At 56.3% G+C, this 12,014-nt stretch carries 13 protein-coding genes; 2 read left to right on the top strand and 11 right to left on the bottom strand.

Going from position 1 to position 12,014, the window contains the following annotated elements:
* Positions 1–13 precede the first annotated feature (13 nt).
* The 6 genes from ACA058_RS19920 to ACA058_RS19895 all read right to left on the bottom strand — a co-directional run bounded on the left by ACA058_RS19920 (position 14) and on the right by ACA058_RS19895 (position 5,637).
* The gene (locus ACA058_RS19920) at positions 14–1,546 is read right to left on the bottom strand and encodes a DUF3300 domain-containing protein (protein WP_497635561.1); all 1,533 of its coding nucleotides are present in this window, start codon (positions 1,544–1,546) and stop codon (positions 14–16) included.
* A gap of 291 nt (positions 1,547–1,837) precedes the next feature.
* The gene (locus ACA058_RS19915) at positions 1,838–2,278 is read right to left on the bottom strand and encodes a hypothetical protein (RefSeq protein WP_497635560.1); all 441 of its coding nucleotides are present in this window, start codon (positions 2,276–2,278) and stop codon (positions 1,838–1,840) included.
* Positions 2,279–2,565: 287 nt separating this feature from the next.
* Entirely contained in the window at positions 2,566–2,886 is a 321-nt protein-coding gene (locus ACA058_RS19910) for an isochorismate lyase (RefSeq protein WP_497635559.1), read from the bottom strand.
* 504 nt (positions 2,887–3,390) lie between these two features.
* Complete coding sequence (locus ACA058_RS19905) at positions 3,391–3,831, bottom strand: hypothetical protein (RefSeq protein ID WP_497635558.1); 441 nt, start codon at positions 3,829–3,831, stop codon at positions 3,391–3,393.
* 196 nt (positions 3,832–4,027) lie between these two features.
* The gene (locus ACA058_RS19900) at positions 4,028–4,405 is read right to left on the bottom strand and encodes a transposase (RefSeq protein ID WP_497639970.1); all 378 of its coding nucleotides are present in this window, start codon (positions 4,403–4,405) and stop codon (positions 4,028–4,030) included.
* A 290-nt stretch (positions 4,406–4,695) separates the two neighbouring features.
* A complete protein-coding gene (locus ACA058_RS19895; RefSeq protein ID WP_497635557.1) occupies positions 4,696–5,637 on the bottom strand; it encodes a carbon-nitrogen hydrolase family protein in 942 nt (313 codons plus the stop codon).
* A gap of 105 nt (positions 5,638–5,742) precedes the next feature.
* On the opposite strand from ACA058_RS19895, the gene ACA058_RS19890 reads away from it, so the two are divergent.
* Complete coding sequence (locus ACA058_RS19890) at positions 5,743–6,426, top strand: winged helix-turn-helix transcriptional regulator (RefSeq protein ID WP_497635556.1); 684 nt, start codon at positions 5,743–5,745, stop codon at positions 6,424–6,426.
* A gap of 52 nt (positions 6,427–6,478) precedes the next feature.
* On the top strand, positions 6,479–6,937 hold the full coding sequence (locus tag ACA058_RS19885; protein ID WP_497635555.1) for a metallophosphoesterase family protein: 459 nt from the start codon (positions 6,479–6,481) through the stop codon (positions 6,935–6,937).
* A 189-nt stretch (positions 6,938–7,126) separates the two neighbouring features.
* Here ACA058_RS19885 and ACA058_RS19880 read toward each other — a convergent pair whose 3' ends face one another.
* The 5 genes from ACA058_RS19880 to ACA058_RS19860 form a co-directional block, all read right to left on the bottom strand.
* Positions 7,127–7,696, bottom strand: a complete 570-nt coding sequence (locus ACA058_RS19880) for a GNAT family N-acetyltransferase (RefSeq protein WP_497635554.1) — start codon at positions 7,694–7,696, stop codon at positions 7,127–7,129.
* Between the two features lie 112 nt (positions 7,697–7,808).
* Entirely contained in the window at positions 7,809–9,002 is a 1,194-nt protein-coding gene (ampC, locus tag ACA058_RS19875) for a class C beta-lactamase (RefSeq protein WP_497635553.1), read from the bottom strand.
* Between the two features lie 454 nt (positions 9,003–9,456).
* Positions 9,457–10,611 (bottom strand): epoxide hydrolase family protein, encoded by a 1,155-nt coding sequence (locus ACA058_RS19870; protein ID WP_497635552.1) that lies wholly within the window; start codon positions 10,609–10,611, stop codon positions 9,457–9,459.
* A gap of 268 nt (positions 10,612–10,879) precedes the next feature.
* Positions 10,880–11,128, bottom strand: coding sequence for a hypothetical protein (locus ACA058_RS19865; RefSeq protein WP_497635551.1), 249 nt, complete (start codon positions 11,126–11,128; stop codon positions 10,880–10,882).
* 308 nt (positions 11,129–11,436) lie between these two features.
* Positions 11,437–11,997 carry a PqiC family protein gene (locus ACA058_RS19860; RefSeq protein ID WP_497635550.1) on the bottom strand — a complete coding sequence of 187 codons (561 nt, stop codon included), beginning with the start codon at positions 11,995–11,997 and terminating at the stop codon, positions 11,437–11,439.
* Positions 11,998–12,014: the final 17 nt, after the last annotated feature.

The following is a 12,014-nucleotide window of genomic DNA, read 5'->3' as shown; positions in this document are numbered from 1 at the left end:
CGAGGATGGTTATTCAACGGCGGCCCCCCCTTGAACGCGCTGGTGGACTGGACGGCCGACTGATCTGATGGCCGGCTGCTCGCGAGGCGCTGGGGCGCTGATAGGATGCCTGGCTGGCCCGGCCACGATTGGCTTGCAGGTTGGCCTGGGACGGTGAGCGCGCGCCGGCGAAGGCATTGTTGCGGGCACCGCCTCTATTGGCGGCCGGCGCGGTCTGGCGGTTTTGCGCCGTCTGGCGCGCCTGAGAATTGCCCTGTGCGCGTTGATTCGCCTGGTTGGCCTGATTCCTCGGTTGCTGATTCTCCCGAGTGTTTCTGGCAGCGCCTTGGCTTCTGTCCGATGCCTTCGGTCTATCGGACGCTTTCGGTCTGTCTGTACCGGCCTGCATCCGATTGCTGGCCGAGGCCCGGGACTGGGCTTCGCGCGCCCGATCGCGGGCTTCGAGGTTGCTGGTGGCAGGTCGTTCGATACCGTGGCTGTCCATTGAACTACGGGCTCTATCACGAGCCTGGGCTCGTTGGGCATTTTCCCCTCTATAAGCTGCACGCTGAGTGGCACCGTCCAGTTGCCGACCGTACTGTTCACGGCTTCTGGTGTCTCGATAGGGCACGCCATTGCGATGGGCGGAGTTGTGCTGCCACTTGTTCTGATTATTGGTGATTCGGTTGTTGGCGTTGATGTTGTTGTAGCGATTGACGTCGATGTCGACGTCGTTATTGCCCCAGTCACAATCACCCCACAGCGCACCGACGATCGCCACCCCGGTACCAAACGCCAGCCCGGCCATCAGCGCCTGACCGGGGTAATAGGCGGGCGGCGGTGGATAGTACGCAGGAGGCGACGCGGGATAGGCCCAAGTGCCGTACGTGGTTGTCGGGTTATAGGTGGGGACATACACCACCTGAGGGTCGGACGGCTGAATGATGATGGTGGAGCTGCTGCTGGCAGGGGCCTGAGCAGGGGCCGGGGTCGCAGTTGTGGTCGTGGCGGCCGGTGCGGGTGCCGGTGCCGCAACGTTCTGGATCGTCACGTTCTGATACTGGTTGCTCTGCAGGTTGCCTGCTGCCTGGGCCTGATGACGCAAGCGTTGCACTCCATTCATGAGATCGTCGGGCTGCGCCAGGAAGGCATCACCCAGGCGTTGTACCCAGACGGGATCCTGTCCCAGCGTTGCCAAAACCTGCGGGAAGGCAACCAGCGCCTGCACACTCGGGTCCCAGGGCTGGTTCGCCACTTGCTTGACCGCGTCATCGCCCTTGGCGTCCGGGTGAGCTTTGGACCAGGTGACCGCTTCGGCCACTTCCCCAGGGTAGGTGGACGCCATCAGTACCTGCGCCAGCAGTGGGTCCGGGTAGAGCGCAATCGGCGCCAGCATTTGATCCAGCTGTTCCTGGGCAAATACCGGATCTTTGGCGGGCGCCGTGACCGGTGCTGTACCAGCAACGTTAGCTGTTGGGGTGGGGGCTGTATCCGCTGCCTGCGCCACGCAGGGAGGGCCGCTCAGAAAAAGCACCGCTGACAACACGTAAAATAGTGGAGTGCGCATCACAGCTCCCAGTGGTCAGGCAGATTTGAAATGAGTGGATCAATGCCAGGCAAATGCAAGCCGACTGTGCAAACCCCGGACCTCAGCTTCGACGCCGTCCATTGATAGTAGCAAACATAAAAATTCTGCCCGGAATACGTTCGGCTCCCAGGCTAATAGCAGTCGATGCGTCCCCGCCGCGCTGGACGGTGTGTGAGTATTGCCTCACATCATGCAGGCTGAAATGCAGAGAACACGAAAAAGCCCGGCTGATCAGGCCGGGCTTGTTTTTGGCGCGGTGAAGCGATGGATTCAGGCGACGGTGTTGCCTTGCAGACGGTCGGAGCCATCGGCGGCTACGGTGTTGCCTTGCAGGCGGTCGGAACCATCGGCGGCTACGGTGTTGCCTTGCAGGCGGTCGGAACCATCGGCGGCTACGGTGTTGCCTTGCAGGCGGTCGGAACCATCGGCGGCTACGGTGTTGCCTTGCAGGCGGTCGGAACCATCGGCGGCTACGGTGTTGCCTTGCAAACGGTCAGAACCATCAGCAGCGATGCGATTCTCGATCAGGCGGTCAGAGCCACCTTCAGCTACACGATTCTGGATCAAACGATCCGAACCACCTTCAGCCACTCGGCTTTCAATCAGACGATCCGAGCCGCCTTCAGCGACAACAGGCTGAACAGAAGTAGCGGCAAAAGCGTTAACTGCAAAAACCGAGAATGCGATGCTGAGGAGGGTTTGGCGTTTCATGATCGTGTGCTCCGGGGTGTTGTTGGTTGGTATGGAGCCAATGTTACGCCGCGGATTTTTTAAGAGAACTTCATTGACGTGATTGTGAACATCGATGGCATTGATAGGGCCAGCGGCCTACCTCTGGTGAGCCTGATGATGTGCCACCGAGCATTGATTTCATTGCTTATCATCTGTAATGCGCGATCACGCCGTTATTATCAATGCCAATCACCCATAGAGTCAGCGTGACGAATTTGTTTACGGCGTAGTCAAGGTAAAAGGCGCCTTCGGTGAATGCACGGGAATCAGGTTTTGGACAATTGCGCCGACCAGTGTTTCATCTCCTCGGCAATAAAATGCTTAACCAAATCGCTATACATCTTTTCGATTGCATCCGGGCTCAGACCTTCTGCCTCAGCCCATTCACGACGTGTCGCCAGCATGGTATCGAATCGCTCCTGGGCACGCACCGACGCCGCAGAGGTCTTGAATTTCGAAGCAGCAAGCACGTACTGAAAACGCCTGCCCAACAGCTTGATAACGGCTTGGTCGAGGGCATCGATCTCGCGTCTGATGTCCTCCATTCCTGTGCATTCTGCAGGTTGCAATTGGCTGGAAACTTCCATGTAGGTAACTCCGTCATGCCAGTGAAGGAGTGAGCTTGCTCGCGAAAAAATCCAAGGGTACCGCAGGTATGGGGTTATACGCGTTATCGTTTCACGACCAACGTCGGAGCTCCGCCGGGAGCCTGCTTCGCATTTAATTTCACATTGGAACTAGTTGCTTGTCCCCAATTTCATTGGGGTCTTGGCAATTGCTTGGCACCTTCTATCATGATTGCCTTCACATTTTTGTTCATGAGTTTAAGTTAAAAATAAATCGTCCCGTTTGTACGGTCATCGATACGTTCAAAGTCATCTCCAAATGAGGAGCGGGCGCCAAGGACCTGGTGGCTGCCATGGAGAATGGTAGAAACCCTGAACCTGGATTGCCGGTGAACAAGGTGGGTGCGGTGCCTTGATAGACGGTGTGTGAGTATTGCTTCACATCATGCAGGATGAAATGCAGTGAACACGAAAAAGCCCGGCTGATCAGGCCGGGCTTGTTTTTGGCGCGGTGAGGCGATGGATTCAGGCGACGGTGTTGCCTTGCAGGCGGTCGGAACCATCGGCAGCGACGGTGTTGCCTTGCAGGCGGTCGGAACCATCGGCAGCGACGGTGTTGCCTTGCAGGCGGTCGGAACCATCGGCAGCGACGGTGTTGCCTTGCAGGCGGTCGGAGCCATCGGCAGCGACAGTGTTGCCTTGCAGACGATCCGACCCATCGGCAGCAACGGTGTTGCCTTGCAGTCGGTCCGAACCATCGGGAGCAACGCGATTTTCGATCAGGCGATCCGAACCGCCTTCAGCCACACGATTCTGGATCAAACGATCCGAACCACCTTCAGCCACACGGCTTTCAATCAGACGATCCGAGCCGCCTTCAGCGACTACAGGTTGAGCAGAAGTGGCGGCGAAAGCGTTAACTGCAAAGATCGAGAAAGCGATGCTGAGGATGGTTTGGCGTTTCATGATCGTGTGCTCCGGGGTGTTGTTGGTTGGTATGGAGCCAATGTTACGCCGCGGATTTTTTAAGAGAACTTCATTGATGTGATTGTGAACATCGATGGCATTGATAGGGTCGGTTTCTGGTTGCTTATGTCCAGGCAGGCATACGGGGTAGCGCCTGAACCTGAACTGACCCCCAAATGTTGGACGGTCTTTGTCGCTAGCCAGCGGATCGTGTTCTGCATTCCACAGGGCTCAGTCCGCCGAGCTTCGATTTGATTCGGTCATGGTTGTAGTAACGGATGTACTTGTCCAGGCCCGTTTGGAGTTCTTCTATGCTTTCAAAACGGTTGAGGTAGAAAAACTCGGACTTCTGCGTTCCGAAAAAGCTCTCTATTACCGCATTGTCCAAGCAGTTCCCCTTTCTCGACATGCTTTGCTTTATGCCTCGATCCTTCAGGGCATGCCGGTATCGGGGCTGTTGGTATTGCCAACCCTGGTCGGAGTGCAGCACCAAATTAACCGGGCCTTGCAGCTGTTCAATAGCCCCATCCCCGGATGCTCGGTGAAGAGATGCCCGCCGCGATGCCCGCCGCAAAGTCGTGCACCACTTGCGGTAACTCTGTGGTGTCTTGTTGTAGGTGCCGATGTTGTCGGCACCCCGAGTCACTTGCACCGCCTCGGGTTTCCACAGCGTGAAGGCATTGACCGGCCCCGCTGACCAATGCCGGCACGACTCGTAATGGCGATAGCCCATCCCGGCCGGCTCACCGCTGACGGTGAACTCGACTGCACCGCAAAAACAACTGCCTTTGTAAGACCGTTCAATGTTCATGGAATCACGCCTTGATCAATGGTCAGGCGATGCCGCCGAATATGGCAGGACCTTCACCCGTCGATATAGCGCACCGCTGTCGCCGGAGTGCGCCGCACCTGCAGTTCGAAAATGTCCGGGCGCGCATAGTGCCCGGTGACGTCGAGCGCCCGCCGCGCTGGCGCCACGAGTGAGACGTCGATGTCCGCATACAGAATGCCTGCCTCTCGGTGCAATGGACCGGCCACGATCCGGCCTTGAGGATTGACCACCACCGAGTCGCCGTCGTTGATCCACTCGTCCGGATCGGCAAACAGTTGTGCGCGAGACGGGAAGTCATCGGGTATGTCACTGCCGCGCAGCGCGGTGCCACTGCCGAGCACCCAGCAACGGCCTTCGAGTGCAATGTGACGCATCGTGCTGATCCAACCCTCGCCGGTGTCATACGTGGGTGCGACGTAGATTTCCACCCCTTGGGCATACAGTGAATAGCGCGCCAGCGGCATGTAGTTTTCCCAGCAGATGAGCGCGCCCACGCGGCCGACCGGTGTATCGACCGGACGCAACCCGGTTGCATCACCAAAGCCATGCACCATGCGCTCGGGATTGGTTGGCATCAGCTTGCGGTGTCGGTTGAGCACGGCGCCGCTCGCGCCGATAACGACTACGCTGTTATAGAGCGTGCCGCCACCATTGCGCCGGTCGCATTCATTGATGCCGCACACGATCGTCACCGCGTGGACGCGGGCCACCTCGCACAATTGGCTCAGGTCACCGTTGGCGATATCGACGGCGTTGGCCAGCAGCCGCGCGTGCAACTGACCCATTACCGCCCCGTCCTTTCCCGCGGCCAGTCGCCAGATCCACGACGGGTAACCTGGAATGAACGATTCGGGTAAAACAATCAGCGAGGCTCCCGCCGCCGCGGCCTCAGCGACCGATTGCACGGCCCGGGCGATCGTCGCACTGCGATCGAGCAGCACGGGCGGGCGCTGAATGATGGCTATCTTGGTCATGGCGTTCTCCTGGGGCGGTTGACTGTCGGAGGCTTCAGCGTGCGCGTGGCGAAGTCGCGGGGCTAGTTCAGAATCTGAAGCGTTGCAGCGATGGGAGAGCAGGCGATGGACGAAAGCTACGGTCAGTTCTGCACGGTCGCGCGCGGTGCGGAAGCACTGTGCGAGCGCTGGACACCGTTGGTGGTGCGCGAACTTCTGTGTGGGAGCAAACGCTTCAATGAACTGCACCGTGGCGTACCCCGAATGTCCACCGGCTTGCTGGCACAGCGGCTGCGCCATCTGGAAGAAATCGGTGTCGTGCATCGCACGGCTGTTGGAAAAGTCTGGGAGTACAGCCTGACCGAAGCGGGCGAGGAATTGCGCCCCATCATCATGGCGCTGGGGCATTGGGGCGCGCGCTGGATCGGCAGTCGCCTGCGCGACGACCAACTCGACGCGGGCCTGCTGATGTGGGATGTACGCCGGTTCGTGCGCCTCGAGACTTTTCCGTCCCGGCCGGTAATCATCCAGTTCAAATTCCGCGACGCGCGGTCCGGCGAGCAAGAGTGGTGGCTCGTGGTCGAACAGGGTGTGGCAGACCTGTGCCGCGACGATCCCGGGCGTGAATTGACGCTCGTTGTCGACTCCAGCGTACGCGCGTTGACCGAAGTGTGGGCGGGCGACCGCACACCGCAGGAGGTGCTTCAGTCGCGAGAGCTGCGTGTAGACGGCGCAGTGCAGGACTCGGAAAACCTATGGCGCTGGCTTGGCACGAGTGCATTCGCGAGTACCCGGCGCGCTGCACGCTAGCCTTGGCCGCCTGAACCCTGTGTTCATTCTTGAATCTGGCCTGGAGCCTTGCATGATAGTTGGCGTGATCTCCGATACCCACGGCTTGCTCCGCGCTGAAGCCCTCGTGGCATTGCAGGGCTGTGAACGGATCATTCACGCCGGCGACATCGGCAAACCGGAAATCATCGAACAACTGGCGTCGATTGCGCCCCTGCATGTCGTGCGTGGGAATACTGACCTGGCGTTGCCTTGGGCAGAACACTTCGCTGACCACCTGAGTTTCGACCTCAATGGCTGGCAGACTCTGCTGGTCCATGACATGGCCGACGTCCCGGCCCTGCTTGATGCAGGCACAATGCTGGTAATTACCGGGCATTCCCATAAGCCACGCATTGAGTGGCGCGGCGAACGTCTATTCCTCAACCCGGGCAGCGCGGGGCCGCGGCGGTTCAAGTTGCCGGTTGCGTTGGCGTTACTTGAAGTGCATAAGGGCTTGATTGAATCGCGATTGGTTTCGTTGTTGGAATGAACGTTTTCTGAAGGGCTGGCCGTTCTATGCCTTTGACAAAGGGGACGACAGGTAAAGCTAAATCGGAGGGGTAAAGGGGCTGGGAACCTGACTTATCTACCCGTCAGCGTGGAAACAGTCACGGCCACGGATTTATCCGCCGCGCCATTCGGCGCCAGGCCGTGCTGGTCGATCACTGGCCTTATAAAACTAGGGCGCTAAAATATACTCATGAAAAATCTGCGGACCATGCTGGTCATCGTTTCTGCTGGTAAATCCCATACTCATGGCCAAGCCGTGCATCGGCTCGTTACCTGACGAATCCATTGAAGAGATTTTGCTGAAGCCCTGGCGTGTTGCGGTGTCCATCAAATGTTGTAACAGCGCAGTGGCGACACCCCGTCGTTGCCACCGGTCACCAACAGCAACGGCGAACTCGCAATGAGCATCGCCTTCGTATGCCCCGTAACGCGCGGTACCGATTTCAATGAGCTGGTTGCTTTCGTATGCCAGAGCAATGTAGGCCATGCGATTGTGCAGATTGATGTCCATGAGCTGGTCGTGGGGTTCTACCAGATTGCTGAACGAGGCAAGAAAATGAAAATGCGGTTTGCTTTTGCCCAGCTCGTTGAAAAAGGCTAAATCCCGCTCTCGATCAGACTCTGCCAACTCACGAATCAGTATGGGAGTACCGTCCGGCAAGAATTCCACCCAGTATTCGCCAGTCAGCCCATCAGTTTCATCCTTGAAGCGTGTGTTGATGTTTGCGTCATATGCCATGCGATGAACTCCGCCCATGAATGGAACTGCTCATTCACCCTAGTCTTATGCGACGTTAGCTGGAGCAATATCCGCTCGCTGACAGGTTTAAGGGACAGTCGGTATCAAGCGCTCACTGACGTGCACTCGAGCCAATCCGAGTATCCAGGGCAGTCAATACTTCATGGGCGGCTTTCACCTTCGCAGGGAGGGGATAGTTCTTGTTCGCCAGCGTCACGATGCCCATGCTCTTGGCTGGAACAAAGGCCACATAGGCGCCGAAACCGTCCGTCATGCCTGGCTTGTTGATGAGCACGTTACCCTGCGGTGGCAGCGGAGGGTTGAGCCGGGTAATTTCATGGGCCTCAAGGAGCATTGGGTACGAGTTGCCCGCGAGCAAGCGGTCGAGCTCTATCGGGAGTGGGTAAAACTCCCATCCCAAGCCCTGCGTCATATCTGCGACCTTGTAGTAGCCTGTATGCGTTGCAGTGATCGCACGTTGCAGAGGCTCATCCAGGTCCACCCCCTGCATGTTTGCCTCGACGAAATGAATCATGTCCGCCGAGCTGGATTTCACGCCATAACCCTCGGCATACAGAACACCTGGGACCATCCTGGACGGTACGCCCTCATTGCTATAGCCGTACGCGTAATGACTCATCTGCGCTTGAGGGACCCTGACGTAACTTTGCTTCAGGCCGAGCATCGGAAACAGCCTCTTTTCCAGTAGATCTTCAAAAGGCTCCCCCATGCTCTCGGCGGTCAGATAGCCGAGCAGACCGATGCTCGGGTTCGAGTAGAGCCTGGTTGTTCCGGCGGCATGGATCGGTTGCCAGTTTTTATAATAACCGATCATCTTTTCGTGACTGTCCACATCGCTCGGAAACCGCCGCGGCAGACCGCCGGCCGTGTAGGTTCCAAGATCGAGCAGGCTGATGTTGTCGAGACTCCTGCCACGCAGCGAAGGCAGGTATTGGCTGGTGGGATCAGACAGGGAGAGCTTTCCGATTTCCTGCGCGTAGGATGCGAGGGTCGCCGTGAAGGTTTGACTAATCGCGCCGATCTCGAAAATCGTCTCCTCGGTAACTTTCGGCTTCCCTTCCTCCATGGAGATGACGCCGTAGTTGAAGTAATACTGCTTCCCGTGGAGTGTCACGGCCACCGCCATGCCAGGAATGCCATACTCTTGGATAACCGGCCGGATAGCCGCGTCCACGACAGCCCTGATCCTGTTTTCTACATCATCCCCAGCGACGCAGCAGCCTGCGCTGAGGAAAAATGCGGTAATGGCAAAGCCGCCCAGCCTGGCCAGAATTTTTTCGTACATGATTGAAAGATCCTTCATGAATTATGAAAAGTAGTGGAACTTTCTTGATCTTCATGATCGACAAAAAACTCTACCAAGTATTATGTTTTGTGCCTCATATGATTAATATTGCTTACGTCGAACCGCCATATTATCTGGCGATAACTCAATCTTGCACATATATATTCAAGAGCATTTGCTCGTTGCCTTGATACTAGTCCGCCAATATAGATGCATTAGAATCAATGGAAGTATTTATTATAGTTAATAGCAGTACGCATTCGTTTTCACCGAGCGGCGCCGCACGCAATCTCGGATTTCGGGCCGATTGCTGCCTGTCGAGGCTCGGATTTGCGAGGAGGCGGTGCTTTTTCAAGTAACGCTGAGCGTCGGGGAATAACGAATTGTTTTAAATGTGAAACAGTCTGCCGGAAGGAATCACGGGCCCAATAAGGCGCCCTTTTTTTTTCTGGATCTAGCTCCTAAAAGGTCTAAAGAATGCCCTGATCTCTTCAGCAAGGATTTCGGGCTGCTCCAGCGCTGCGAAATGACCGCCACGCGCCATATGCTCCCATCGGTGGACATGAAATACGCGCTCGACCCAGCTGCGTGGTGGCATGGGCAGCTCTTTGGGAAATAACGCCACACCCAACGGAGTCTCCACTCGCTCGTTGTCTTGGAAAACGAGCGGATCAAGTCGATTTTCCTTGTATAGCCTCAAGGTTGCTTGAATGCTCCCGCTGAACCAATAAAGCGCTATGTCGCTGAGGAGAGAGTCAAACGGCACCACTTGTTCAAGATCGTCGGGATGATCTACCCATGAGTGGAATTTTTCGACAATCCACGCAGCAAGACCCGCTGGCGAGTCTGCAAGTGCGAAAGCCAGGGTTTGAGGTTTCGTACCGTGCAAAGCAGCGTAAGCTCCTTCGGTCGCCGCGAATTGGCTGCTTCGATTCAGAAAATCCTGTTCTTCTTCGCTCAAGGCGTCTTGGGTCCCCCCTAGAGATGGCCTGAAACTACCCGGGATATAATTGAGATGGGCACCTATCAAGTTGGGGCCGAAGTTACGAGCGAGCCACATTGATACACCAGCACCGATATCTCCTCCCTGAGCGCCAAATCGATCGTAGCCCAGTTCTCCCATCAACGATGCCCATAGTCCTGCGATTTGCCTGGAGCTGATACCCGCTTTGGTCGGAGCAGGAGAGCAACCGTAGCCTGGTAGAGATGGCACGACTACATCAAAGGCATCCGAGGCATGACCTCCGTATTTCGCAGGATCGGTTAGAAGCGGTAGTAACCGTTCCATCTCTAAGAAAGAGCCGGGCCAGCCGTGGGTAATTATCAGTGGCATAGTCTTGGGCCCAATCCCACGCTGGTGCAGAAAATGAATCTCCTGGCCGTCAATTTCCGCCAGGAACTGTGGCAATTGATTTATTCGCTGCTCATGAATGCGCCAATCAAATTGGTTGCCCCAATAATCCAGGAGGCGCGCAAGAAAACTCGCATTAGTACCGTCATCCCAACTGTCCGCTGCCAAGGTGTCTGGCAAACGTGAAGAGCGCAGGCGTCGATCAAGGTCGTCTAATTGCTCATTGGTAATGGCGAGCGTGAAAGGGCGGATAGACATGACGATTCTCTATGCGATGGGGTACGGCCCAATATCGGCTGTGTTCATGAAGGGAAAATTGTGGATTTCCTGGCATCAGGTGCAGCGCAATTGATGGTGAGTGACTTTGCAGCGTGAAGCTCCTTACTTCGGCCGCAGGTCACCGCCGGGCTAGCGATTGCAACCAAAACGTGACTAACCAAGCCTGAAATTTTACGGCTATTGATAGCTATCGAAGGCAACACGGCCTGAGGATGCTAGGGCGTAAAGCCCTAGCAGATAGCAAATGTCACTTTTTCTTTTTCGACGGCTTTTCTGCCTTCGCTGATTTCTTAGCCTTTTCTGGCTTGCTATCAGCTTTTTTTGCAGATTTCGTTGGTTCGGCATCTTTTTTCTTGTCTTTCTTGTCGGAAGATTTTGAAAGAGCCGAGGCCGCAGCTGATTTCTTTGCCGGTGATGACTTTTTGTCTTTCAATTCCTTGCTGGCGTTCGAAGCGTCACCTTTGCTTTTCTTCTCGTCTTTAGCCACGTTGACCACCTCTCGGAGTATGCCGGTATTGGCACATTGCCTGTGCGATTATCCACAAGCTGATCATTAGGCGACTGCGTCCAAAAGCGGTTCAAATTTTTTTGATGCGTCGAGATAGGCTTTGGGTGATGCACCGATAGGTACTGAGAGCTGAACATCCTAAAAAGCTCATCGGCTACGCCTCGGAGTACTCCAATGATTTCGCGTAGTAACGCAAACCTTGAATTTCATCGGGAGTTTTCACACAGCCTGGAGCCAAAGCTGGCATTCGCAGCAAAAAATAAATCAGTCCCCGTTTCCTGGCTTTAAAACATTTTTTACCGTTCGACGGGGCAGTCACCAGATGTCCTGCCCGAAGCCTCACTGATTACCCCGGCCAGGCGTTTTACATTGTCTTGGTGAGCTATCACCAAGTCATCGATGGTAGGGCCGGATGGCGAGCGAAGGGTCGTTCGGCAAGTCATCAGCGAGTTATTGGCTTCGCCTGTTGTGCGCAGGCGCCATTTCACGTCGAGCAAGGCGAACTGGTCGGGAATCGAGTCAAAGCGCTGCACGTCCAGCCGCACCGACAGTTTGCGCTGGGGCGAGCTGTTGGTCAGTTGATCGACCAACGCACTGCGCAATTCATCTACCAGACTCGCGGCCCACCATTGGGTTTCCAGAATGGCCAGGCCACTGTTTCCTTGGCGGATGACAATCTGCGGGCGATCGACCTGGGGCGGAACGCTGATACCTTCGATCCGGATATCCGCGGCGCCTGGCTTTGAACTACCGCTCAACTGGGCCGGCATTAGGGTGTGGAATTGAATCGGCTCACTGCGGCAAGCGGCGAGCAGCAACAATGCAGTGACCAAGCTGATCTTCAGCGGAAAAACCATGAGTGTTGCTCCTGTAG

It is taken from the genome of Pseudomonas sp. LBUM1649 (assembly GCF_059716155.1).
The sequence above is the reverse complement of the archived record's forward strand: the minus strand, read 5'-3'. Positions and strand labels throughout refer to the sequence as shown.